Here is a 23,536-nt window from a genome sequence, read left to right on the forward strand (position 1 = left end):
TTCGTTGCCGGTTACATCGCAATAATGTGATCAGCCCTGATACCCTGCAATCGCCGTTTTGCCGTACCACATTATGAACTGCGCCGAAAAAGCCCCCAAATTGCGACAAGGATATTTCCGTTGCCCTGCCCCATTGCCCGATTATCGCGCATCCTTATTGTTCTGGTCATGGCTGCACCGATATTGGCAGGTTGCAGCGGCATAGACTGGCAGGCCAGCATTCGCCAAAGCCTGTCGAATGCCTGCGAGGCCTCGCGCCATTGTGGCAGCAACGGGATTCCGCAGGCTGACTAAAAGGCGTCCAAACCACTGATAAATACGAAACGCCAGCACAGATACCCTGCACTGGCGTTTTTCGCGAAAGTCCGTTTTCAAGACGCCTTTGATATCTCGATCGGGCGGAGATATTCGGTCAGATAATATAGCAACCCCATGGCAGGAAACAGCATGCCAACTGCGGTTGCCCACATCCAGCCACCATGGGCAAAGGCCCAGCCGCCAACGGCCGAGCCAACGGCACCGGCAGCAAAAAACGTTGCCATATAAACCCCGTTTATGCGGTTGCGATAGGCCGCCCCCAACGAGAAAATCGCCCGCTGGCCCAGCACCATGTTACAGGTCAGGCCAAAATCAAGCATGATGGCGCCCAACACCAGAATAACCAGTGAAAACAAACTGCCCATGGTCCCCAGATGGGTTAACATCAAGGCGACGGGCACCGACGCCATGGCAATGGCGGTTGCCGGGCGCATCCAGCCCCGGTCCGCCATGCGCCCGCCAATCGGGGCGGCAACCGCCCCGGCCGCCCCGGCAAGCGCAAACAGGGCAATGCCCGCCTGCGACATGTTAAAATCCGGCCCGGCCAGCAATAATGGCACCGTCGTCCAGAACAGGCTGAAGGTTGCAAACAACGAAGCCTGATACAGGGCACGGCGGCGCAAAACCCGGCTGGTGATCATTAACCGGGCCATGCTGCCCAGCAGTTCAAAATAGTGCGGGCGCACGGTGGGGCGGCTAACCGGAAGCACCAGCCGCACCGCAATCATCATCACAATCATCATTGCGGTTGAGACAAAAAAGATCACGCGCCAGTTGGTCAGTTCGGTCAGGAAACTGGAAACCGGGCGCGACAGCATAATGCCAAACATCAGCCCGCTCATGACATTGCCAACAACCCGGCCCCGGGTTTCGTCGGTTGCAAGATGGGCGGCATATGGCACCAGAATTTGCACCGCGACCGACCCGATGCCAATAAACAGCGCTGCGGTTAAAAATATGCCCGGCGTTATCGCAAGCCCCGACGCCAGCAACGCGGCAGCCCCCAGCGCAATCACCGTCATTACCAGCTTGCGGTTTTCAAACAAATCGCCCAGCGGCACAATTAACAACAGTCCAATGCCATAGCCAACCTGGGTCATTGTCACTATCAACCCGGCGGCGCGGGGCGACAGCCCCAATTCGGCGCTGATCGGCCCGACAAGCGGCTGCGCATAATAAAGATTAGCAGCAATTAACCCGCAGGCCGTTGCCAGAAACAGAATTAACCAGCCTGAAACCGGGGTCGTTTTGGGTAAAGACGCAGTTTGGGGCGATGCATCACGTACCCCCCCCTTTGCGGGCATTTTCGACATATGGCAGGCTCCGATAGGCAGGGGCAGCCCCTGGGCAAAACACACCCAAAGGCAATGCTGTGCATATTTTGCCCCGCAGCATTACCGTTTTGAAAGCATATTTCACATAAAGAAATGATGGGTTCACCCCCTGTGAACCCAACGGAAATAGTCCATGATCCTATATCATCAACCGGCCAACCGGATTTTTTTTAAATAATTACGTTTTTTACGGGAACCGATTATCACCACTCGCGTTTCCCTATCAGAACACGAGCTCGATAAAGATAAAAAGGAGCCGCGCCATGATGGAACAAACCGCACTTGACCGCATGAAACTGCAAAAGACTCATGCGGACTGGGAAAAAAACATTCACGGTTATTGCCGGGAAAATCAGATGGAAATCGGCAATTTGCCATCTGAAGTTACCGATGCCTGGAATGATATGTCATCATCTTATGAAGGCACCCAGCACAAGGACGATAGTGTTGCCGCGGACGCAGCCCAAAAACATAGCAGCGCTTCCGAGCGACTGCAGAAAGCCTGGGACAAAATGATGAACAAATAACCGGTCCCGGTTGTCCACACCTGTTTCCTCCCTGCGTTCCCCCACGCAGTCTTTGGCACCCTTCCCCCGGGGTGCCTTTTCTTTTGCGGATACCGCACCCTTATGCCCTGCAATCGCCCAAACACCGCACAGTGATGCCACCTTTGCAGGCTAGCGTAAGGATGAAAAACCACACCCGGCACCCGCCACAGCAAGGAGCCAGAAATGACCCGTAACATCCCGGACCATGCCAAACTTCAACGCGAGTTTCAGGATTGGGAATTTGGCCTGACCGGTTATTGCACCGATAACAAAACCGGTATCGAAGCCCTGCCCAGCGCCGTTGTGCAGGCATGGGACGATATGAATGCCGCCTGGAACGACATCAAGGACAGCCAGGGACCGGTAAGCGAGGAAAAACGCCAGCGTTTTCGCGAAGCCAATAACCGGCTGCAAAAGGCATGGGACGCCATGACCGAACAAAAAACCGGCTAGCCCCCGGCACACCCATAAAACACCCTTTCAACCGCCCGCCCCGCCACGTGGCGAAACATCCGGTATTCCCTTTGGGGTGCCGGATGTTTTTTCATCTTTGCGGCAAACTTCGGCCCCGATGAAACGTTATGTCATCGGGCGACAATTTTTGCCCGTATAGACCCTACAAGTTCACAGGTTGTTGTCGCCGCCATAACATGGCCGCGCGAACCGGCACGTCACCCGAAAGGATATCGTATGACTATAGAATTATGGATTTTGGTGATCTGCGCCATTCTAAGCCTGATATTTCCGTTTTTCTATAACTGGCATTATGGCCAGCAAGTTGGGGCCAAAGGCCTGATGGGCAACCGCGAAACCCTGCCCGAACGGCGCGGCGCGGCGTTACGCGGGCTGCGCGCCCATCATAACCTGCTTGAAAACCTGTTGCCCTTTGCCATCGTGGTTCTGGTTGCCAAATTCACCGGCATCTCAAACTTCGTCACGGTATTTGGCGCGGTTCTGTTTCTGGTTGCCCGTCTGGTTCATGCCATCACCTATTGCGCAGGCATTTCGACCGCCGGTATCCGCTCGATTGCCTATTTCGCAGGGGTCATCGCCACCCTGTGCGTGGCATCGCAATTGCTGCATTTTGTAAATTAATTTCAAATCCCGGCAGCGGGGTGTTGGTGGCGATGACAACGATGGCGGCGTTCGCAGCGATGAAATATCATCTGCCGGATGCAAAAACAGCGATCCCGACCTATATTGGGCAAAACCCGTTTTGAATACGACAGGAGCCTAAATGCCCCGCTATAGCAAAGACCCCGATGCCATTGCCAAACTGACGCCAGAACAATATCACGTCACCCAGCAAAACGGCACCGAACGCCCCGGCACCGGCGAATATCTCGATCACCGCGAGCCAGGCATTTATGTGGATATCGTTTCGGGCGAACCGCTTTTTGCATCCAGCGACAAGTTCGATAGCCATTGCGGCTGGCCCAGCTTTACCAAACCGATAGACCCCGTGCATGTCAGCGAGTTGCGCGATGTATCGCACGGCATGGTGCGTACCGAAATCCGCTCCGCCAACGGCGACAGCCATCTGGGTCACGTCTTCCCCGATGGCCCGCAAGACCGCGGCGGATTACGCTATTGCATCAATTCCGCATCCTTGCGGTTTGTGCATCGCGACGATATGGAAGTCGAGGGGTATGGCGATTATCTGGGTCAGGTAGAAAACCCGCAATAACCCGCCCCGAACCACGGCACATCATAAACACATGTTTGCACCCCTCGCAAAAGCCCCGTGTAAAACCGGGGCTTTTGCATTTGGGGCCCACATACAAACCTCGCAAATTGGTCTGCCCTTATCTTGAAAAGTGGTCCTTATGCAAAAGGCTTCCTTCCTTTATCAGCAACAACATAACGCACCGCTTTGCCGCAAAGGGACACACCATGACAAACACCACAATCCGCGACATTCGCCCGCAAGACGAAGCCCAGTGGCAAATGCTGTGGCAGGCATATCTGGAATTTTATCAATCAACGGTCCCGGCGGAGGTTTACACCACCACATTTAACCGCCTGTGCGACCCCGCCCGCCCGCACCAGCGCGCACTGTTGGCCGAGCAAGCCGACGGCACCCTGATCGGCCTTGTTCATATCATCTTTCATAGCCATAACTGGCGCATTGAAGATGTGTGCTACCTTCAGGATCTTTATGTTTCCCCCGCCGCACGCGGGCTTGGCATCGGCCGCGCCCTGATCGAAGCCACCTATGCGCTGGCCGACGAAGCAGGCACCCCGTCCGTTTACTGGATGACGCAGGAATTTAACCATAATGCCCGCCTGCTTTATGATCGCATCGGCACGTTAACGCCATTTATCAAATATCAGCGTTAACACCAAACCAGCCCCGTTGACGCAATCACACCAACAGGGGCAAGGGCGGCCAAATAGCCGCCTGAATGCCCCATCCCGACAAAACAGATCACCCTAAAATCAGGCCGTGCTGAATTTCAAATCATTCTGCTGTCACCATGCTGTCAGCAGCGATCTGCGACAAAGGGGATGCAACACCGCATTCCCCGGCCAGACCTTACAGACCCCGCCCCGGCTGGCCCAGCACGAGAAACAAACATGAAATTCGCATCAACCCGCCTGATCGCCCGGGATATCAAAGCCATGGTGGCCTTTTACGAAAGGGTGATGGGGCAGACGGCCGACTGGCTCGCCCCGCAATTCGCCGAAATCGTTACCCCGGCGGCAACCCTTGCCATTGGCAGTGCCGAAACCGTCGCCGTCTTCCAGCCCGGCAGTTGCGAACCCGCCGCCAACCGCACCGCCATCATCGAACTGATGGTGGATGATGTGGATGCCCTGTTTGATCAACTCAAAGACAGCGTCACCATCGTTCACGAACCGAAAATGATGCCCTGGGGCAACCGCGCCGCCATGATCCGCGACCCGGAAGGGACAATTGTTGCGCTGTTTAAACCTGTGTCGGACGTGGCGATTGCACGGTTTTCTACAAATAATAATAATCATAAAATGGAAAATTAAATATAATTCTTTGAGTTACCGCAATATAGCTACACACCTTCTAAACAATTCTTCATTTTCAACAATAACAAGGGTTAACATTTTTCTCGCTCTGGTGATATTTTGAAACAACATCTTAGATGGCAAATAGTAACTTCTTCCCAAATAAGATAACAACCCATCTTTATCATATGTGAAAAATTTATCAACAACCACCGCTACATTATCGAATTCCTGCCCAATGACCTCATGAGAAGTGCTGTAACATCGAGGAGAATATTCCTCATGATACTCGTTATCATACTGAGAAGGAGTGTATCTAAGAATATTCCAACTAGCGGCGCGCAAAGATTCCAGAAAACTAACCGCACTTTCTATATCACTAAAATATTCCAATCTGATGTTCCCTTTATTTTCAAATAGTACACTCCTATTTTTATCAAATAACATTTTTATGAATTCAGCAACCTCTTTATTAGACCTAATTTTCTCCGATAATTTATAAGTCGACACCTTTTCAATCAGGGGAATCTTACCACTTACCCTACCCCACTCTTCTTTGTTTGAAAGTGTTTGAAGCCTATCATGAGAAAATATACATATTTTTTTATTTTTTTCAATTTCACCATTAATACGTTCAAATTGGCGCTGATACAATCGCTGCGCTTCATCAACCACAACCAAATCGACCTTTGAAAATTCTATATTATTTAAGTTCCTGATAGGATCAATTTTCCAACCAGAATCTATCAATCGCTTATGACCTTCATTAAGCTGACCACAATGAATAATAAGCGTACTTTTATAAGGGAGAAATGCTTTGATGATATCGTAGGTTAACAACGTTTTCCCTGTACCCGCCCCTCCTGTAATCGAAATAAAACTTGCTCCTTTTGAACCAGATATTATCTTTTCTATCTGGCCTTTTACGTCTTCCTGCTGATGCGTTAAAAAATACTCTCCCCTTAAAAATTTCTCTGTATAATTGAATGGAGACACCAAATAATCAGATGGATCAAATAATCCGTCCACATTATCCATCTCACCAATCAAATGATTTTTGATCACATCACACAAAACATCAACACTAGATTTTAAAAATTCACCATTGTCATCTAATGTAAATATTTCCTCATCATCACAAACAAAACTAAAGTGGAATATATTGCGACCAGTTGCCTTCAAATAATAACTATTACGTAAAAGTTGTTTCCGCACCTTTTCGGCGTCACCTCTCCTCTTTATTTCGACATTAACGATCCCAGAGAGCCCAACGAGAAGTAAATCAAACTCCTTCCCTATTTGGGGAATTTTATATCCCAAATAAAACCCATCAAGATCATTTACGCTACAACCGCCACGAATCAAAACATCAATCAACACCCTTAGATCATCTATCTCGTCGTCGCGAATTTGAATTCGATAATGACGTTTAAATTCTTCGAACCCCTCAGGCCCCAAAGAATCCATAGCTTGAATCAACGAAAGAAGGTTAGTTTTTTGCAACATAGTCGACGCCTCAACTAATTTCATATTTTCAATAAGAAAATTTATCACAAAAAAAAATCGACCTCATTTATAAAAACCTAGGACAAAACTCAACCATCCTCCACATTAATATCATCAAGTAGGATCACACAAGAAAAATTTCCTCAAAAACAAAGGCGCTAAAAATTAAAATTTAAGCCCAAACACCAAATTAGAGCATATTTCCTTTAATAAGACCCGTTTTGCCAACGCATTTTGATGCTCAGCAAGAAGAAGTCCGCAGGGCATAACGGGGTTACGGACAAGGATTTCGACGTCGCCGAGCAGCAAAATGCGTTGGCCCGCAGGGTTTAATTAAAGGAAAGATGCTCTAATAAAATTATCGCGTAAAGAAAAACTTATGAATTTAAACGAAGATAAAACTTTGTTACTCCAGTAAAAAAGCCCGCATTTCTGCGGGCTTTAATCGTAGTCCAACTCTCAAAATTCCGGGTAATACCGAAACAGGATCATTCCCACTCAATCGTTCCCGGTGGTTTTGAGGTGTAGTCATACGTCACGCGGTTAATGCCATTCACCTCGTTGATAATCCGGTTGGCGATGCGGCCAAGGATTTCCGGCGGGAAGGCGAAGTAGTCTGCCGTCATGCCGTCGGTGGAGGTCACTGCACGCAGCGCACAGGCATAGTCATAAGTGCGGCCATCGCCCATCACGCCGACGGTACGGACCGGCAGCAGCACGGCGAAGGCCTGCCAGATGGCATCATACAGCCCGGCATTGCGGATTTCTTCGAGATAGATCGCATCGGCCTTGCGAAGGATATCGAGTTTTTCATGCGTGATCGGCTGGCCGGGGATGCGGATGGCAAGGCCCGGTCCGGGGAACGGGTGGCGGCCGACAAAGCTGTCGGGCAGGCCCAGTTCACGGCCAAGATCGCGGACTTCGTCCTTGAACAGTTCGCGCAGCGGTTCAACCAGTTGCATGTTCATGCGTTCTGGCAAACCACCAACATTGTGGTGCGATTTGATGGTGACAGACGGGCCACCGGTGAACGAAACGCTTTCGATCACGTCAGGATACAGCGTGCCCTGGGCAAGGAAATCGGCCCCGCCAATTTTTTTGGCTTCCTGTTCAAACACTTCGATAAACAGGCGGCCAATGGTTTTGCGTTTTACTTCCGGGTCAACCTCGCCTTCGATGGCGTCGATAAAGGTATCGGCGGCATCCACATGCACCAGCGGGATGTTGTAATGATCGCGAAACAGGGTCACAACCTGATCGGCCTCGCCCGAGCGCATAAAGCCATGATCGACAAACACGCAGGTCAGCTGGTCGCCAATCGCTTCATGGATCAAAACGGCAGTAACCGAGCTGTCAACACCGCCCGAAAGACCACAAATCACCTTGCCATCGCCCACCTGTTTGCGGATTTTGGCAATCGCGTCGTCTTTATAGGCATCCATCGTCCAGTCGCCAACGCAACCGGCCACATCGTGGGTGAAGTTGCGCAAAAGCTGTGCCCCATGCGGGGTATGCATGACTTCGGGGTGGAACTGAACGGCGTAGAATTTTTTATCGTCATTGGCAATCGCGGCACACGGGGCACCATCGGATTTGCCAACCACGCGGAACCCTTCGGGCAGGCTGTCGACCCGGTCGCCGTGGCTCATCCAGACCTGTTCGCGCGCACCAACGGCCCAAACCCCGGTAAACAGGGCGCAATCTTCGACCACATCAACAAAGGCGCGGCCAAATTCGCGATGTTCCGAGGTTTCAACCTTGCCGCCAAGCTGGTTGACCATGGTTTGCTGGCCATAACAAATGCCCAGCACCGGAATGCCCATGTCAAACACCCGAACCGGGGCAGCAGGAGATTTTTCCCAATGCACGGACGCCGGGCCACCCGAAAGAATGATTGCCTTGGGGGCAAATTCATCGAGGAAGCTGTCCGAGATATTGTTAAAAGGGTGAATTTCGCAGTAAACGCCGCTTTCGCGCACACGACGTGCGATCAGCTGGGTTACTTGCGATCCGAAATCAATAATCAGCACGCGATCTGTCATCGGGCCGTTTCTCCATCGCTCAAGGGGGTGCGCCGTACATACGCGAAACCAGCCGTTTGGGCAACCCGGCGCAATGGCTGCCTAACGGTCAAAATGCTGCGCTTTGAACATTGCGTGATCAAACTGCCTGTTATGGCAGGCCGGGCGGCTTGATCACGCAATGCCCGGCGGGGGGCAGCAGCCCCATCAACGACGCAAACCGGCCAATTTGGCCGTATTTTATCGCCAAATTCGCACATTTGGTCCGTTTTTTGTGCGCAAAGCGCGCCTAACTTAGCATTTGACGGGGCGCAGAACCAACCGCGCCCGGCGAGCAAACGAAAAAGGGACCAAAAGCTATGACAGACAATAAAGGCAGCAAAATCGCACTTGCCGTGGCGGGCCTTCTGTTGATTGCCGGCGCAGCAACTGCCATTGCCATGACCCAGGATAAAGCCGACGCGCCCAAGGATGGCATGGTGCCATTGACCAACAATTCGGCGCAGCAAGGTGAAACCGATAATCCGCCCGCCGCCGAAACCGGCGAAGCCCCGATGCCAAACGCGCCTGATGAAAATGGCAATGCATCGAGCGGCATTACCACCACCCCGATGGGAACCGACAGTGGCGATGAGCGCACCAACGATGGCAGTGCCCCGGTGCAACTGACCCCGCCTGCGGGGGGTAAAACCGATGACGACAGCACATTGATGAAAAAAGAATAACAATAAAAACAAAACGCTGGTGAAAACACCGGCAGAGCAAACTGCGGGATAAAAAACACCCGCATGGCCCCGTCCAGGGCCGAAAAAACTGCGCCCTGCCCCTTTCCGGGACAGGGCGTTTTTATATGGTGGCAAAAATGCCGCGCAGGCAGACCGGCAGGCAACATCAGCCCCGGCAAATGCCAGAACCATGGGCCCGCCCGCCATTATTTATTGCCCTTGGCAGTGCGTTCAAACACCGCAACAAAGAAGCCGTCCGTGCCATGCACATTGGGCGACAACCGCAACCAGGGTTTGTCCTTGCCACCTGGTACCGGCACAGAGGCAGGCACATCCGCCCAGACGTCCTTAACCGGCACCGGTTTGAAATCCTTGCGATCACGCATAAAGGTTTCGATCAGGCGTTCGTTTTCTTCGCCCAGAATGGAACAGGTCGCATAAATCAACCGGCCACCCTTGGTAACACGGGCGGCACCGGCCTTAAGAATTTTGGCCTGTTCCATCGACAAGGCACGAATATCGCGCTGCCCAATGCGCCAGCGAAGGGCCGGGTTACGGCGCAGTGTGCCAAGGCCAGAACAGGGCACATCAAGCAACACACGGTCAAAAAAGCCCGACTTGCTGCGCAGCCAGCTATCGCGTTCGTCGGCAATTTTACGCAACTGAATGCAATCGCCCGCACCGGCCCGTTTGGCCCGCTTGCGCGCGCTATCAAGCCTTGCCCCATGCGTATCACAGGCAAGAATACGACCACGCCCGCGCATGTCCGCGGCCATACCAAGGGTTTTGCCGCCACCGCCTGCGCACATATCAAGCACGGTCATGCCCGGCTGGGCATCGGCCAAACGCACGCAAATCTGCGAGGCTTCGTCCTGAATTTCGATCAGGCCATCCTTGTAGGCTGCCGTTACCAGCATGTTCACACCCAGCGGCAACCGCAGGCCATTGGGCGCATAGGGCGTTTTCTCGATGTTTTTAATACCGTCCTGCTCTAGCGAGCGAATGGCACTATCGACACTGCCGCGCAGGGTATTAACGCGCAAATCCAGTTTGGCGGGCTGGTTATAGGCCGCCATTTCGGCTTGCAGGTTTTCGTGATGCAGCTTCAAAAGCTCGGCATACAGCCATTTGGGCAATTCGGTTTTAACCGCCCCTGGCTGGGCAGCATGGTCAATCGTCTGGCCCGACAATTTGTTGATCAGGTGGCGTTCGGCCGGATGCAAAACATCGGGGCAAAATTCCTCGCCATTGAACATGTCGGAGATGTCATCGCCGGAACGGCCATTTTGCAAAACCAGCTGTGCCAGCATCCGCGCCCGGCCATCCTGATATTCATAGCCACATTCGGCCAGCCACCAGCCCAAACGGGCCTGATGACGGATCAGGTTATAAAACCGTTCCCCAATATCACGACGATCCCCGCCGCCAATATAGCGACGATTACCAAAATAACTGGAGATAACACGATCAGCATCATCGCGGGTGTGGGTCCACCCATCGTAAAGTTCAATAACGGCAGCTATGCGTGCACCGGGTTTCAAAACGTAATTCCAGACCTGGTTGAATGGCCTGCGCGTCACCTTGGTGCGTCACTGCCATTGGATATAAAAAGGCGATGACGGCGGGAAAGAACATCCGCCGTCATCTGTAATTTGCGCTGCTGATAACATGCCAGCACTGCCACGCCAACCGTTTCGGACGCAAAGCAGGCCAGCACTTCTATCAGACGTCGTTTATCGCGTTAGGCACCGGGACGATAGTTCGGTGCTTCGCGGGTAATTGTTACATCATGGGCGTGGCTTTCGCGCAGGCCCGCATTGGTGATGCGCACAAAGGTTGCCCGTTCGCGGAAGTCCGCCAAAGTGGCCGAACCGGTATAGCCCATGGCCGCCTTAAGCCCGCCCACCAGCTGATGCACGATCTGGCTGGCCGGGCCTTTATAGGGTACACGCCCTTCAATACCTTCGGGAACCAGTTTAAGATTGTCTTTCACATCTTCCTGGAAATAACGGTCGGCAGAGCCGCGCGCCATTGCCCCGACAGAGCCCATGCCGCGATAGGATTTGTAAGACCGGCCCTGATACAAAATAACTTCACCCGGGGCTTCGTCCGTTCCCGCCAGAAGAGATCCAACCATGCAGGTGCTGGCACCCGCCGCCATGGCCTTGGCAATGTCGCCCGAAAACTTGATGCCGCCATCGGCAATGATCGGCACGCCGTGTTTGGCACCTTCGGCCGCACATTCAAGAATCGCAGTTAACTGCGGCACGCCCACACCGGCAACAATACGGGTGGTACAAATCGAGCCCGGCCCGATACCGACCTTCACCGCATCGGCACCCGCTTCAATCAGGGCACGTACGGCTTCGGGGGTGGCAACGTTACCGGCAATAATCTGGGTACGACCGGCAAGCGCCTTGATCTGTTCAACAGCGGCAATAACGCCTGCGCTGTGACCATGCGCCGTGTCAATCACCAGAACATCGACTTCGGCTTCAATCAGCGCCATTGACCGACGATAACCATCTTCGCCAACCCCGGTTGCCGCGGCAACCCGCAAGCGGCCGCTGGCATCCTTGCAGGCATTGGGGTGCAGTTTGGCTTTTTCAATATCCTTGACCGTGATCAGGCCGGTACAACGATAGGCATCATCGACCACCAGCAGCTTTTCAATGCGGTGTTGATGCAGCAATTTCTTGGCTTCGTCGGTATTGACGTTTTCGGTAACAGTGATGAGGTTTTCATACGTCATCAGTTCCGAAACCGGCTGCGCCCGGTTGGAGGCAAAACGCACATCGCGGTTGGTCAGGATACCGACCAGCTTTTTGGTTTCGCGTTCAACAACCGGAATGCCGGAAATACGATTGGAGTCCATAAGGCCAAGGGCGTCAGCCAGGGTCTGGTCCGGGTGGATGGTGATCGGGTTGACAACCATACCGGATTCAAACTTTTTCACCCGGCGCACTTCTTCGGCCTGCTGGGCAATATCAAGGTTCTTGTGGATAACGCCCATACCGCCGTTTTGCGCCATAACAATGGCCATCGGGCTTTCGGTTACGGTATCCATTGCTGATGACAGCAAGGGCACACGCAATTCGATTTCACGGGTAAGACGGGTGTTGGTTTGTACCTGCGCCGGCAGGACCGAACTGGCCGCGGGCTTGATCAGGACGTCGTCGAAAGTCAGGGCTTCTTCGATACGGGTCATCTACACCACCTCGTTAATCTGAGTTGGCGCGGAACTTATACATGTTATGGCGCCCGTGCCAAGGTTTTGCGTCACAATACAGCCCTGAAATTTTATTGCTGCATTGTTCGGCGGTTTCCGTTAGATACTGGTCGATGGGGCTGCTGTTTGGCAAAGCCCCTTTTTTGTGTCGTTTTCACCAAACATTCCTGTATCGGGAAATGGGGATACACCCGCATCACCACAAGTCCGATGCCAGCATCGCACCCCTGCCCGCGACCATTTTGCGCGTCATATTACCCAACTCGCCCTTCATTGCCTCCACCTGGCAAAAAAACAGGCAGCATTTTAATAAATGCCACCTGATTTGCGATCTGGATGTGATCGGAATAAAGACCGCTTGCAATGGCGCCATCAGGCGGAGGTTAACACCTTGCCGATAAACTGGCGCACATCACCATCAAGCAGGCCTGACTGACGTTGCAAGTCTTCGGCGGCATCGTTGATTTGCAACACCTCGCCCCCGGCATGCCGGGTGCCTTCGGCAACATCGGCCACGATATCGGCAATCTTGCGCATCTGCGTCACCGCCCCCTCTACCCGACGGCCAATTTCAGCAATCATCTGATATTGCTGACTGACGGTATCAGACACATGACGGGCGTTTTTATCAATATCGGCGATATTGGCGTTAATGCCATGCATTGATTGCACCACCGTGCGGGTCACATTTTGCATGTCCGAAATTTCATGCGCCACATCTTCGGCAGCACGGGCAGTTTGCCGGGCCAGGTTTTTCACCTCGGTTGCCACCACCGAAAACCCCTTGCCGGCCTCGCCTGCACGGGCAGCCTCAATCGTGGCATTCAGGGCCAAAAGATTGGTCTGTTCGGCAATGTCGGTAATCAGTTCAATTACGTTGGCAATGCGCCCGGCCATATTATCAAGGTCGCTGACATGCCGGTTGGCCTGATCGGCATTGCCCACCGCGTGTTCTGCCAGGCTAACAGCACCGGTCATTTGGGTACCGATATTACGGATAGACGAAATAAACTGATCGGTTGCCTCGGCAATACCATCAAGGGCGGCAGTGCTTTGCGCGGCAGCGGCATCAACTTCGCGGGCCTGATGGGCGATGTTTTCCACCCGTTGCGATAACGCACTGGAATTTTGCGACAATTGCCCTGCTGCAACCGAAACCGATGTCACAACAGACTGGATATTATCGCCAATTGCCCCCGCGCTATAGGTAAAGGTTCGGGTTTTATCGTCCATCGCGTTTAGGGCAGCATTGACCTTGGCTGCATATTCGATCAAATCGCCTTGCAATCCCTTGGGCAGGATTTTGCGGTAATATGCCCCGCTCGCGGCATGGGACATGGCCCCGGCGGCTTCCTTGGTAAACGCCTCGGTCAGGTCCAGCAGGTTATTAATCGCGGTCATCAGCGGGCGCAGATGCCCCGTGGCGGCACGGTTATTAATGCGCACATCCATTTTGCCGGAGGCTGCGGCGTTAATGGTCTCGATTGCACGGCGCAGCAATTTTTCATGCCGGAATATCATCACATACGCGATGGCAAAAATCAGGGCCCCGGCCCCCGCCGCCGCCATTTCAATCCAGGTGAATGTTCCCTGGTTATCACCGGCAATCAAAGCCGCCAGCAAACCCAGTTGCACGATCGCCCCAACTGCCAGCCCATTACAGATTTTACAAAGTGAAAACGAACTGGTCATAATCCACCCCCTGGCTTTTTAGCAGGTCAACCAGTGTCGCAGTTCCGCGCGCCATACCATCACGACGGTTTTGCACGGCGGCTTCTTCGGCACATAATTGTTTGTAAAGGTCTGCTGCCGATTTCACAGCATCCCGGCCGGGTTTACGACGATTGGAATGAAACCCCCGAATGGTGCCATCGGGGTTAAAGGTGGGTGTCACATTGGCCAACACCCAGTAATGGTCGCCATTGGCCGCCCGATTGATAACATAGGCGAAAATCTCGCGACCTTTGATAATGGTTTCCCACATCAGGGCGAACACGCATCTTGGCATGTCGGGATGACGAATGATGCTGTGTGGTTGCCCCAGCAACCCGCTTTCGTTGTAGCCCGACATGCGCAAAAACACATCATTGGCATAGGTAATCCGACCCTTGGGATCGGTTTTACTCACAATGATTTCGTCATCGTCAAAATGGCGTTCGACACCGGTCAGGTGTAAATTTTCCTGCTTCATCAGAAACCCCCAATTTCCGACATGCAGGGCACTTGCAGCGCGCTCCCATGTCTTGCTGTCGGGCATTTCCCTGCGCAGTCAGGGGCGCCCGTCGCTTTTATCGGGCACGCACCTTGCGAACCCCATACTATCGTCTAGGAAATTGTATAGCTCCGCTTTTCTCAAACTGGTTTGACCTAGCGCAAAAAAAGCCGCGGGTTTGGAATTTTGCCAACAATAAAACTGCGCTCAAACAGAAAACGTGCCGGAACTTTCGCCCCGGCACGTTCGTCAAATCGTCAATTTCCTGCAACCTGATATCAGGCATCAAAGCAGGTTTTACCGCAAAGCCGTCCGCACGGGTTTATTCAACCGGCGACCAGTCCTGATTTTGAACAAGTTCAGCCGTCGCAATTTCATCTTCCGCATTGTTCTGGCCGCGAAACCCGGTAGCAATCAAATAGGTTTCCGGGCTTTCAGCGCGCGATGACGGCGGCTTGGCATGTTTGGAAATACGGAAATGCTGTTTTACCCGGTTCAAAAGGTCGGTTTCCGTACCGCCCTTAAACACCTTGGCAATGAAAATACCATTTGGTGCCAACACTTCCTCGGCAAACAACAAGGCATGTTCAACCAGGTCAATAATACGAATATGATCCGTCTGGCGATGGCCGGTGGTCTCGGGCGACATATCGGAAATCACGGCATCGACCGGGCCTTGCAGGGCATGTTTGATCATTGCCGGGGCTGCAGGGTCCAGAAAATCCGCCTGCAAGCAAGTGGCACCAGGCACGCCTTCCCATTCCAGAATATCAAGGCCGACAACCTGGCCACGCCCCTGTTTGGACCCGACCATATCAACCGCAACCTGCGTCCAGCCGCCCGGGGCAGCACCAAGGTCAACCACCCGCATGCCGGAACGCAACAAATCAAACTGGTTGTTAATCTCAATCAGCTTAAACGCCGCACGCGACCGATAGCCCAGGCGCTTGGCTTCCTGCACATAAGGGTCGTTCAATTGCCGGTCGAGCCAGCGCGTGGACGAAATTTTGCGCCCTTTGGCACTTTTCACCCGGGTTCGGAGCCCACGACGCGCACCAGTATCAATGGCGGCAATGGCCGAGCCCTTGCGGCGGCGTCCGCCACCTTTTCCGCTGCGTTGATCGGTCATAAGAAAATCCTGAAATTAAAATGCATAAATTTATGGGGTAACCAGCCATCAGATAACAGGGGTCGGTCAGACCGATGCCGGTATTTTCGCCCCTGTATGACGGCGCGCTTCGCACGGGTCAATAGCATGGCCGTCGGCGCGCATCAAATCGACCAGAATGCCTTCACGTAAACCACGATCGGCAACCTTAAGGGTTGCCAGCGGCCAGATATCGCGAATGGCGGCAAAAATGGCAGCCCCGGCATCCATCAGTTCGGCCCGCTGGTTACCAATACAAGGGTGCCCCTTGCGTTTGTCAGCTTCCATGCGCAACAACAGTTCGGTAACCCGTTCGGCATCATCGAACCGCAAATCAGACCCGTCAACCTTATGACGTTCATAGCGTTCAAGCCCCAGGGCAATGCCACAAAACGTGGTAACAGTGCCCGATGTCCCAATCATCTGGACCTTGTTATCGTCCAGAATATCGGAACAGCAATTGCGTGCGGCGAAATCTTCAAGACGTTCGCGAATTTCGCTGCGCATGGCTTCAAACCGGTCACGGCGGTTTTCAACCCCGGCATAACGTTCGGTCAGGCATAACACACCACACGGCATGGATAATGTTTCAACGCATTTGGTTTCGCCCGTTTGCGCAACCTTGATCCAGCAAATTTCGGTGCTGCCGCCACCAATATCAAAAACAATGGCATAGGGCCGTTCATCAAGCAGGGCCGAACAGGCCTGCAAAGCCAGGCGGCTTTCTTCTTCGGGGTTGATGATATCAAGCGAAATACCGGTTTCATCGCGGACCTGACGGATAAATTCATCGCGATTATCTGCCGAACGGCACGCCTCGGTCGCAACGGCACGAATGGAAACACCCGGGTGCTTGCGCAGTTTTTTGGCACAAATACGCAAGGCTTCAATCGCGCGGTCCATTGCCCCCTGGCACAGATATCCCTTTTCACGCACCCCTTCGCCAAGGCGCACAACGCGGGAAAACGCATCTACAACCTTAAAACCGTTATTGCAGGGACGTGCGACAAGCAACCGGCAGTTCGAACTGCCCAGGTCGATAGCCCCGTAAAGGGCAGGATGGCTACTCAGGCAACGGGAATTGTTAAAAGACGTGCCGGCATTACCCTGCATCGGTGCATCAAGCACCGCATCCCCGGACACAACATGCCCGGAGTCAAGCCGCACTGGCCCGCCGGATGTGTTCTGAGGAAAGCTGTGGGTCACCGTTACATTGTCCTTTGCCAGTTACGATCTGCCTGCGAAAATCCAGCCATTTTCTGCGATAACATTCCTTTTACCACGAAACAACATGGTCAATTGGAAACAGTCTGAACACAAAAACGGCGAATCTGTCACATGAGTTTAACGAGAAAGCAAAATAACGCAAATCCCCCATTCATTTTGTGGTTAAATCATAGGGCAAGCTGCGTTGGTCTTTCTCGCGCTGTGTGATGCTTCATATATGGTGCCTTCATTCATTTCGCATCCAAAAACGACAAATTTTCAAAAAAAGGCTTGCCAAAACCGGGCCGGTTTTATAAACACCGCTCCACGCCAGACGGCGTGACATAAAGTTCTGCTGGGGGATAGTTTAACGGTAGAACTACGGACTCTGACTCCGTCAGTCCTGGTTCGAATCCAGGTCCCCCAGCCACCTTATTTTCCCTAAATTTAGTGCGAACTCTGGATTTGAGGCAATAAATCCTCAAACGCATATTGCCAAAAAGCGCGCGAGCGTATCTTCAGGCAAGCCTCCCGGTTCGCTTTAATTAAAAGTGCCATCGCGGGTTAGCGCATAGCAACCACCAATGCACCACCCCCAAGCATAAATAAGCTGCCCGCATCGCCTATCGCTTTGCGTGCGCGAAGGTTTTGAAATTTCTGCCGGGCAAAGGCAGCCAGCAACGCGTGCCTGTTACCATCGCAACACCCCCGCCCGCCACGTCATCAATTCCACAAAACATTGCAAAGCGAAGACCCCGCGACAGGGGTTGGCCAATAACCATAAAGACGCCGGGGCCAGATATCAGTCAGATCACGATGTAAGCCGCGATATAAACCAATCAGGTTTCCAAACTCATATGAGCCATTTTTAATTCCATCATTTCGCCAACGCAGCAACGTTTGCTTTCTGTCGTTTGATCGCCAGCAATCCCGCCCCGATGATCAAAACAAACCCCAAATAGGTAAACGGCCCTGGCCATTCACCAAACCAGGCGACGCCCCACACGGTGCTAAACAGCAAGTAACTGTAATCAAACGCGGCCACCGTTGCGGGTGCCCCGCGTTGATAGGCAATTGCAGCACCAACACTTCCAATCAGGATCAGTGCGGCCAACACAGCAACTGTTATAATCAGGCTTAAATCAATTGTCTGCCACGGCCCAAGCAGGAACGCACCTTCCTCGCCTGAAAACAGCCCAAGCCCGGCCCCAAAAACAATGAAGGTAACGTTCAAAACAATCGCCAGCACAAATGGATCATCGTCCCTGCACTTTGCAGAGGTCAGCACCATCGCACAGGCATACAAAAAGGCAGAAAGAACCGGCAGTAATGCGGCAAAATCAAACCCCGTGGCATCAGGACGAATGACCAGCACCACGCCTAAAAAACCGCATGCAATAGCCAAACACGCCCGAACAGACGGCAGCCGGTGCGCCAAAATAGCGGTAATCATCAAAATGAATATCGGGCTGGTATAATAAACCGCAGCAGCCAATGATAACGGGACAAGCGGCAAGCTGACATAGTAGCTTAGCCACATAACCACCAGCAAAAAGCTGCGCAAAACCGACCAACCCGAAACACGCAACGAATGCGCGCCGCGTCCTCTTTTAATCGCAATCAGCAAAAGCGGCGGAAGGGTTAAGGCAGAACGCAAAATGTACATCTGCCATAATGGCAGCGACAGGCTGGTGGCCTTGATAACGGCGTCGCCCAGCGATAAAGCGAAAACGGATACGATAATCGCAAAGACGGCTTTTATTGTCTCACCTGATGAGGTCGCCACCATATGCTTCGCATCCTTTCGGCGTTGGCTGGAACGCCATCCAATAAAACATGTCGATAATTCCGATATAACTATCCTTCTGTCATGATTTTCCAACCAGAAGAGATTGTCGACGTCACCATGCTAAAACCGGCATGGTGCGGACCAGCTTACAGCGTATCGCACGGTAAATTTCGCTTCAAACATTCCCCCGTACGGATGCCTATCCCCCGGCAAGGAATTGCGCAATCGTGCTTTTTTTGTAAATATTGCAACTACCTGACCTTACAGGAGACACAAAATGAGCCATTTTACCGGGGGCTGTTTATGCGGCAAGGTTCGGTTGGTGGCATCAGGTCGTCCATATCGGGTGGGCCTTTGCCATTGTCTTGACTGCCGCAAATATCACGGCGCGCTGTTTCACGCGTCCGCCATTTTCCCACAGGATGCCGTCAAGGTTGATGGCGAAACACGGGACTATGCCGGGCGTTTTTTCTGCCCGCACTGCGGATCGTCTGTTTTCTCGCGTAGTGATGATGAAATCGAAGTGAATATCGGATCGCTTGATGCCCCGGACCAACTCACCCCCACTTACGAACTTTGGACCATCCGCCGTGAATCCTGGCTTCCGCCGCTCCCCTTTGCCAAACAATATGACCAAGACCGCGAAGCCGATGGACGCCACGAAGAATAAATCTAAAGCTGACGTTATTTCAGGGGGCTTCAGGCCGCCAGATCCTGGGGCGAGACAATAAAAACTTCGGCGCCGTCCAGCCCCCTGACCGGGGTGCCAAACTTGCTATATCCGCGATAGGAATGGTGCATATGACCATGCACAAACAGCTTTGCGCCCATTTCCTGCCCCAGCCGATCAATTTCGGCAGTGCCGTATTCATGGCAGGATGGGGCTTCATGGCTGACAAGGATGTCACATTTCTGGGCTGCCAGAATTGTGTGATCTTCGGGAAAAATTGTGTCGCGCTGACGCAGCGGCAGCCCTTTGCGCCAGCGTACATGCGGCCTGGTCACCGCGAGAAAATCTTCTCTGCACGTAAACACAGGTTTTTTACCCGAAATCGGATACCACACCCGGCCTCGATAAATCCCGCCCAGTCCGGCAACTGATAATGTGCCATCCCGGCATGGCATCGAAACCGCACGGTTGCATAAATTGCCTTCAGGGTAATCTTCAAACAGGAAATCGTACTGGGCAGCATCGGTGCAATCATGATTGCCAGGGATCCACCAGCATTGAACACCCTGGGCGATTACCGGGGCCAGAACCTCGCGAAACGGGCGCTGCAAATCCAGATCACCGGCAATCACCACATGTTCGGGCCGATGCCGAGCAACAGCGTCAAACAGGGGGTCAAATTTCCGGTGTGGATCACCATAAAACAGCACGGGCATCAGGTTCTCGTATTTTGCAGCACAGTCAAATGAGGTGTTTCGACTTATAAATTCATATCTGCACAGTCATACCACTGTGTGACAAAACCCCAAGGTGGAATTTCAACACTATCCATAAAGATGGCGGATTTCCGCCGCCAACAGGAACCATATTGACAAGCAAGGCTGGCTCGGTTAACTCACTGCACACAGCGTGCAATACGCTGCGATAAAAGTTCTGCTGGGGAATAGTTTAACGGTAGAACTACGGACTCTGACTCCGTCAGTCGTGGTTCGAATCCACGTTCCCCAGCCAACTTTTCCGCATCGGCCATTTACGGCAAGGATGCCCAAAACCACCCCAGCGACCAACATCGTTTCTTCGTTGCCAGATGCGGTTTTTCCTGCACCGTAAAATCGCTGATTGAAAATTTCTGGAACAACATCACGATCACATCGTTGGGTGAAGGCAATGTTTAATTGCAACGAATGCAGAGAGTGCGAAAGCAAAGGAGCATACGATGCTGAACGACATGTATCGATCCCGAAAAGACAACAAACCCCAAATCACAGATCGAAAAGACCCGGTTATCTGGTCAGACACCGCAAGCGGCAGCGTTTTGTCACCTGCGCAGGAAGATTTTTATGAGCAAAACGGATTTTTGTTCATCGAAAATGTTTTTAGCGCCGACGAAATTGCCACCTTACGCCGAGAGGCCGAAACCCTTCGCCAGGAAGGTGCCGCACAGGAAGACACCATCAAGGAAGCGTCCAGCAATGCCGTGCGCAGCGTATTTCGCATCCATGAAAAAAACCGGACCTATCTGGATCTGATGGCAGATGACCGGCTGGCGTCAATTGCTGAACATATCCTCAATGACGAGGTTTATATTCATCAGTCACGCGTTAATTTCAAACCGGCCTTCAAGGGCAAGGAATTTTACTGGCACTCGGATTTTGAGACATGGCACACCGAAGATGGAATGCCGCGCATGCGTGCCCTTTCCATGTCGATCACCCTGTCGGAAAATACGCCCTATAACGGGCCATTAATGCTGGTTCCCGGGTCTCATAAAAAATTTATATCCTGTGTCGGGGAAACCCCGGACGACAATTATAAAAACTCGCTTAAGGCGCAGGAATACGGCACACCGGACCAGGAAAGCCTGACGGCAATGATCCGGAAACACGGGCTAGCCGCCCCCACCGGGCCAGCCGGGTCCGTCCTGATTTTTGATTGCAACACCCTGCACGGGTCGGGCAACAACATTACGCCGTTTCCGCGTTCTAACGCGTTTTTCGTTTATAACAGCATGCAAAACCGCGTTGTTGCACCCTTCGCCGCCAACTCCCCCCGGCCGGATTTTCTTGCCACGCGCGAAAACATCCGCCCGATCCGCGACCGCAAGGTGCAAATGCCAAGCCATTTCAAGGCCGCAGAATAACGACATACCAACATTTAAACCGACAAAAACAAGGGCGCGGCGGGCCCCGGCGCGCCTGTTTGGTTTGCAGACAACAGCCACCCCAACCCTGCACACACCCACATTATCAGCCACTGCCCGGCAAGGGATAATAACCGGCCACCGCAAGATCGCGGTTCGCAGCCCCGCCTTCCTTTCAGGAAAAGCGGGACATGCCGGTTTCAGTAATCAGAATATCCACCGGCACATCATATTGATGGGGAAAGATGCTGTTTAGCCGGCCAGAAGCAAACCCGACGCCAATAACCACTGGCCGATGGTTAAACGCGGCCAGCGTGCGATCAAAAAAACCGCCGCCATAGCCCAGACGATACCCGTTACGATCAAACCCCACCAGCGGCGCCAGAATAACATCGGGCAAAACCGGATCCGCGTGCGCAGGAACATCAATGCCGGCAAACCCGGCTTTCATTGTGGTTTGCGGCGTCCAGCGATGAAAAACCATGGGTTGATGACGGGCAACAACAACCGGCAGGCAAGCCGACCCACCCTGGGCAATATGGCCGACAATAACATTGCGAACATCAATTTCCCCCTGTACCGGCCAGTAAAACCCGACACAGCTTTTTTCCGGCACCATTTCCGACGTGGCGAGAATGTCTGCCAGCTTCTGGCTGATGCATTTCTGCGCTGCAATTCGGCTTGTTACAGGCATATTTGCCCGTGTCTTTAACAGGGCATCGCGCACCTGTTGGCGCCAGGCGGAAAATGCGGCGGCGTCGCTATTTTGTGCCGGAGCCGGTGGAAAGCCCCGATCAGACGGCTCACTGTCAGGAAAACGATTATATTGCGACATGGGATGGCTCGTGATGTTTTGGGGGCTGAACGCCATACATATACAACAAACCCCGCCAAAAACGATTAACGCGCCGGTGACCGGCGCGTTAACGGTTTGTCAGCAATGCTGCAATCCAAATCGATATTAGAGGAGAGCAAGATCTTCCGCCGACATGCGGCCGTTGCGACCTTCAATCAGCTCGAACTGAATCTTCTGGCCTTCATCAAGACCCTGGAGTCCAGCGCGCTGAACCGCGGTGATGTGCACGAATGCATCTTTTCCACCTTCGTCCGGGGTAATGAAGCCATATCCCTTGGTCGCGTTGAACCACTTAACCGTTCCGGTAGCCATATCAGTAGTCGTCCTTAAGTTTTGATATGCATGCCCTTCGCCCAAGAAGGGCATTATTGCGAAGTCCCTGCACCATCACGTCCGGGTAAAAGCTGCTTTTCCTCAACCAGAAGGCAAGCAGCCCATCCTCTGAAACACTGCATTGTTTCAATAATTACGCGAAAAACGCCTCTCACGCAACGAAATCATATATTAAGGATTCTTTTCTTCTGATAGTTCTTTAGAATAGGTCTTAACTCTTTTCTCACCTCTGCATCTAGTCTTTCTGATAGATCAGAACCCACTAAACGATGAATTTTATATACTTTAGTATATTATGAAAACGCTTATGTGTCTAAAACCCCTGCCCATATCGATGATGAGGAATTGCAATAGCCTCAAGAAGAGTGCAATAAGTTCGGGTGGACAAAATTTTATAAGTCTGGCGGCTGGCTTGTTTGCAAGGTGCAAATGTTATCGGCCTGCGCCGTAACAGGACATTATTTTGCGTATACACGAGCGCTGCGGGATTTAGAGCCAAACTGAATTTATGGGATACCGG

Annotated in this window: 23 protein-coding genes and 2 tRNA genes; 12 read left to right on the forward strand and 13 right to left on the reverse strand. The window is 52.6% G+C overall.

The annotated features are described in order from the left end of the window. Nucleotides 1-120 precede the first annotated feature (120 nt). On the forward strand, nucleotides 121-294 hold the full coding sequence (locus J4E05_RS05355) for a hypothetical protein (RefSeq protein WP_349593052.1): 174 nt from the start codon (nucleotides 121-123) through the stop codon (nucleotides 292-294). 77 nt (nucleotides 295-371) lie between these two features. Here J4E05_RS05355 and J4E05_RS05360 read toward each other — a convergent pair whose 3' ends face one another. Further along, the gene (locus J4E05_RS05360) at nucleotides 372-1,631 is read right to left on the reverse strand and encodes an MFS transporter (RefSeq protein WP_349593055.1); all 1,260 of its coding nucleotides are present in this window, start codon (nucleotides 1,629-1,631) and stop codon (nucleotides 372-374) included. Between the two features lie 284 nt (nucleotides 1,632-1,915). On the opposite strand from J4E05_RS05360, the gene J4E05_RS05365 reads away from it, so the two are divergent. The 6 genes from J4E05_RS05365 to J4E05_RS05390 all read left to right on the forward strand — a co-directional run bounded on the left by J4E05_RS05365 (nucleotide 1,916) and on the right by J4E05_RS05390 (nucleotide 5,200). Further along, nucleotides 1,916-2,179 (forward strand): hypothetical protein, encoded by a 264-nt coding sequence (locus tag J4E05_RS05365; protein WP_349593058.1) that lies wholly within the window; start codon nucleotides 1,916-1,918, stop codon nucleotides 2,177-2,179. Between the two features lie 204 nt (nucleotides 2,180-2,383). After that, nucleotides 2,384-2,653 (forward strand): hypothetical protein, encoded by a 270-nt coding sequence (locus tag J4E05_RS05370; protein ID WP_349593061.1) that lies wholly within the window; start codon nucleotides 2,384-2,386, stop codon nucleotides 2,651-2,653. Between the two features lie 237 nt (nucleotides 2,654-2,890). Then, complete coding sequence (locus J4E05_RS05375) at nucleotides 2,891-3,295, forward strand: MAPEG family protein (RefSeq protein WP_085589381.1); 405 nt, start codon at nucleotides 2,891-2,893, stop codon at nucleotides 3,293-3,295. 142 nt (nucleotides 3,296-3,437) lie between these two features. After that, the gene (gene msrB, locus J4E05_RS05380) at nucleotides 3,438-3,887 is read left to right on the forward strand and encodes a peptide-methionine (R)-S-oxide reductase MsrB (protein WP_349593064.1); all 450 of its coding nucleotides are present in this window, start codon (nucleotides 3,438-3,440) and stop codon (nucleotides 3,885-3,887) included. 206 nt (nucleotides 3,888-4,093) lie between these two features. After that, nucleotides 4,094-4,540 (forward strand): GNAT family N-acetyltransferase, encoded by a 447-nt coding sequence (locus tag J4E05_RS05385; protein ID WP_349593066.1) that lies wholly within the window; start codon nucleotides 4,094-4,096, stop codon nucleotides 4,538-4,540. Nucleotides 4,541-4,777: 237 nt separating this feature from the next. Further along, a complete protein-coding gene (locus tag J4E05_RS05390) occupies nucleotides 4,778-5,200 on the forward strand; it encodes a VOC family protein (RefSeq protein WP_349593069.1) in 423 nt (140 codons plus the stop codon). Nucleotides 5,201-5,215: 15 nt separating this feature from the next. On the opposite strand, the gene J4E05_RS05395 is transcribed toward J4E05_RS05390, so the two are convergent. Together J4E05_RS05395 and guaA are read right to left on the reverse strand one after the other, a co-directional pair. Continuing rightward, nucleotides 5,216-6,688, reverse strand: coding sequence for a DNA/RNA helicase domain-containing protein (locus J4E05_RS05395; protein WP_349593072.1), 1,473 nt, complete (start codon nucleotides 6,686-6,688; stop codon nucleotides 5,216-5,218). Between the two features lie 488 nt (nucleotides 6,689-7,176). Further along, nucleotides 7,177-8,730, reverse strand: coding sequence for a glutamine-hydrolyzing GMP synthase (gene guaA, locus J4E05_RS05400; RefSeq protein ID WP_085589368.1), 1,554 nt, complete (start codon nucleotides 8,728-8,730; stop codon nucleotides 7,177-7,179). A gap of 338 nt (nucleotides 8,731-9,068) precedes the next feature. Between guaA and J4E05_RS05405 the strand changes: the two genes are divergently transcribed. After that, nucleotides 9,069-9,434: a hypothetical protein gene (locus tag J4E05_RS05405; RefSeq protein WP_349593075.1), complete on the forward strand. Its 366-nt coding sequence runs from the start codon at nucleotides 9,069-9,071 to the stop codon at nucleotides 9,432-9,434. 206 nt (nucleotides 9,435-9,640) lie between these two features. On the opposite strand, the gene J4E05_RS05410 is transcribed toward J4E05_RS05405, so the two are convergent. The 6 genes from J4E05_RS05410 to J4E05_RS05435 form a co-directional block, all read right to left on the reverse strand. Beyond that, on the reverse strand, nucleotides 9,641-10,975 hold the full coding sequence (locus J4E05_RS05410; RefSeq protein WP_085589363.1) for an RsmB/NOP family class I SAM-dependent RNA methyltransferase: 1,335 nt from the start codon (nucleotides 10,973-10,975) through the stop codon (nucleotides 9,641-9,643). A gap of 200 nt (nucleotides 10,976-11,175) precedes the next feature. Next, complete coding sequence (guaB, locus tag J4E05_RS05415; RefSeq protein WP_085589361.1) at nucleotides 11,176-12,642, reverse strand: IMP dehydrogenase; 1,467 nt, start codon at nucleotides 12,640-12,642, stop codon at nucleotides 11,176-11,178. Nucleotides 12,643-13,035: 393 nt separating this feature from the next. Next, nucleotides 13,036-14,355 carry a methyl-accepting chemotaxis protein gene (locus J4E05_RS05420; protein ID WP_349593080.1) on the reverse strand — a complete coding sequence of 440 codons (1,320 nt, stop codon included), beginning with the start codon at nucleotides 14,353-14,355 and terminating at the stop codon, nucleotides 13,036-13,038. Next, nucleotides 14,330-14,854, reverse strand: a complete 525-nt coding sequence (locus tag J4E05_RS05425; RefSeq protein ID WP_085589532.1) for a PAS domain-containing protein — start codon at nucleotides 14,852-14,854, stop codon at nucleotides 14,330-14,332. Before J4E05_RS05425 ends, J4E05_RS05420 begins: the two co-directional genes overlap by 26 nt. Nucleotides 14,855-15,197: 343 nt before the next feature. Further along, entirely contained in the window at nucleotides 15,198-16,004 is an 807-nt protein-coding gene (locus tag J4E05_RS05430) for an RlmE family RNA methyltransferase (protein ID WP_085589355.1), read from the reverse strand. Nucleotides 16,005-16,070: 66 nt separating this feature from the next. Further along, nucleotides 16,071-17,228, reverse strand: a complete 1,158-nt coding sequence (locus J4E05_RS05435; protein WP_349593084.1) for a Ppx/GppA phosphatase family protein — start codon at nucleotides 17,226-17,228, stop codon at nucleotides 16,071-16,073. Between the two features lie 356 nt (nucleotides 17,229-17,584). Here J4E05_RS05435 and J4E05_RS05440 point away from each other — a divergent pair. Beyond that, nucleotides 17,585-17,658 (forward strand) — tRNA-Gln (locus J4E05_RS05440). 447 nt (nucleotides 17,659-18,105) lie between these two features. On the opposite strand, the gene J4E05_RS05445 is transcribed toward J4E05_RS05440, so the two are convergent. Next, nucleotides 18,106-19,017, reverse strand: coding sequence for a DMT family transporter (locus tag J4E05_RS05445; protein ID WP_349593087.1), 912 nt, complete (start codon nucleotides 19,015-19,017; stop codon nucleotides 18,106-18,108). 277 nt (nucleotides 19,018-19,294) lie between these two features. Between J4E05_RS05445 and J4E05_RS05450 the strand changes: the two genes are divergently transcribed. Further along, nucleotides 19,295-19,687, forward strand: coding sequence for a GFA family protein (locus tag J4E05_RS05450; protein ID WP_349593090.1), 393 nt, complete (start codon nucleotides 19,295-19,297; stop codon nucleotides 19,685-19,687). 29 nt (nucleotides 19,688-19,716) lie between these two features. Here J4E05_RS05450 and J4E05_RS05455 read toward each other — a convergent pair whose 3' ends face one another. Beyond that, nucleotides 19,717-20,403 (reverse strand): metallophosphoesterase family protein, encoded by a 687-nt coding sequence (locus tag J4E05_RS05455; protein ID WP_349593093.1) that lies wholly within the window; start codon nucleotides 20,401-20,403, stop codon nucleotides 19,717-19,719. 221 nt (nucleotides 20,404-20,624) lie between these two features. Between J4E05_RS05455 and J4E05_RS05460 the strand changes: the two genes are divergently transcribed. Next, a tRNA-Gln gene (locus J4E05_RS05460) sits at nucleotides 20,625-20,698 on the forward strand. Between the two features lie 205 nt (nucleotides 20,699-20,903). Continuing rightward, nucleotides 20,904-21,827: an ectoine hydroxylase gene (gene thpD / locus J4E05_RS05465; protein ID WP_349593095.1), complete on the forward strand. Its 924-nt coding sequence runs from the start codon at nucleotides 20,904-20,906 to the stop codon at nucleotides 21,825-21,827. Nucleotides 21,828-22,002: 175 nt separating this feature from the next. On the opposite strand, the gene J4E05_RS05470 is transcribed toward thpD, so the two are convergent. After that, entirely contained in the window at nucleotides 22,003-22,662 is a 660-nt protein-coding gene (locus J4E05_RS05470; RefSeq protein WP_349593098.1) for a 5-formyltetrahydrofolate cyclo-ligase, read from the reverse strand. A 126-nt stretch (nucleotides 22,663-22,788) separates the two neighbouring features. Next, nucleotides 22,789-22,995, reverse strand: coding sequence for a cold-shock protein (locus tag J4E05_RS05475; protein ID WP_073953794.1), 207 nt, complete (start codon nucleotides 22,993-22,995; stop codon nucleotides 22,789-22,791). Nucleotides 22,996-23,536: the final 541 nt, after the last annotated feature.

Origin of the sequence: Thalassospira sp. NFXS8 (assembly GCF_040148805.1) — a bacterium.
In the GTDB taxonomy this organism is placed as follows: domain Bacteria; phylum Pseudomonadota; class Alphaproteobacteria; order Rhodospirillales; family Thalassospiraceae; genus Thalassospira.

What these genes read in the sequence shown, in the direction of transcription:
- J4E05_RS05360 (WP_349593055.1), bottom strand. Translation starts at nt 1,631, where the DNA reads ATGTCGAAAATGCCCGCAAAGGGGGGGGTACGTGATGCATCGCCCCAA.
- J4E05_RS05365 (WP_349593058.1), top strand. Translation starts at nt 1,916, where the DNA reads ATGATGGAACAAACCGCACTTGACCGCATGAAACTGCAAAAGACTCAT.
- J4E05_RS05370 (WP_349593061.1), top strand. Translation starts at nt 2,384, where the DNA reads ATGACCCGTAACATCCCGGACCATGCCAAACTTCAACGCGAGTTTCAG.
- J4E05_RS05375 (WP_085589381.1), top strand. Translation starts at nt 2,891, where the DNA reads ATGACTATAGAATTATGGATTTTGGTGATCTGCGCCATTCTAAGCCTG.
- msrB (WP_349593064.1), top strand. Translation starts at nt 3,438, where the DNA reads ATGCCCCGCTATAGCAAAGACCCCGATGCCATTGCCAAACTGACGCCA.
- J4E05_RS05385 (WP_349593066.1), top strand. Translation starts at nt 4,094, where the DNA reads ATGACAAACACCACAATCCGCGACATTCGCCCGCAAGACGAAGCCCAG.
- J4E05_RS05390 (WP_349593069.1), top strand. Translation starts at nt 4,778, where the DNA reads ATGAAATTCGCATCAACCCGCCTGATCGCCCGGGATATCAAAGCCATG.
- J4E05_RS05395 (WP_349593072.1), bottom strand. Translation starts at nt 6,688, where the DNA reads ATGTTGCAAAAAACTAACCTTCTTTCGTTGATTCAAGCTATGGATTCT.
- guaA (WP_085589368.1), bottom strand. Translation starts at nt 8,730, where the DNA reads ATGACAGATCGCGTGCTGATTATTGATTTCGGATCGCAAGTAACCCAG.
- J4E05_RS05405 (WP_349593075.1), top strand. Translation starts at nt 9,069, where the DNA reads ATGACAGACAATAAAGGCAGCAAAATCGCACTTGCCGTGGCGGGCCTT.
- guaB (WP_085589361.1), bottom strand. Translation starts at nt 12,642, where the DNA reads ATGACCCGTATCGAAGAAGCCCTGACTTTCGACGACGTCCTGATCAAG.
- J4E05_RS05420 (WP_349593080.1), bottom strand. Translation starts at nt 14,355, where the DNA reads ATGACCAGTTCGTTTTCACTTTGTAAAATCTGTAATGGGCTGGCAGTT.
- J4E05_RS05425 (WP_085589532.1), bottom strand. Translation starts at nt 14,854, where the DNA reads ATGAAGCAGGAAAATTTACACCTGACCGGTGTCGAACGCCATTTTGAC.
- J4E05_RS05430 (WP_085589355.1), bottom strand. Translation starts at nt 16,004, where the DNA reads ATGACCGATCAACGCAGCGGAAAAGGTGGCGGACGCCGCCGCAAGGGC.
- J4E05_RS05445 (WP_349593087.1), bottom strand. Translation starts at nt 19,017, where the DNA reads ATGGTGGCGACCTCATCAGGTGAGACAATAAAAGCCGTCTTTGCGATT.
- J4E05_RS05450 (WP_349593090.1), top strand. Translation starts at nt 19,295, where the DNA reads ATGAGCCATTTTACCGGGGGCTGTTTATGCGGCAAGGTTCGGTTGGTG.
- J4E05_RS05455 (WP_349593093.1), bottom strand. Translation starts at nt 20,403, where the DNA reads ATGCCCGTGCTGTTTTATGGTGATCCACACCGGAAATTTGACCCCCTG.
- thpD (WP_349593095.1), top strand. Translation starts at nt 20,904, where the DNA reads ATGCTGAACGACATGTATCGATCCCGAAAAGACAACAAACCCCAAATC.
- J4E05_RS05470 (WP_349593098.1), bottom strand. Translation starts at nt 22,662, where the DNA reads ATGTCGCAATATAATCGTTTTCCTGACAGTGAGCCGTCTGATCGGGGC.
- J4E05_RS05475 (WP_073953794.1), bottom strand. Translation starts at nt 22,995, where the DNA reads ATGGCTACCGGAACGGTTAAGTGGTTCAACGCGACCAAGGGATATGGC.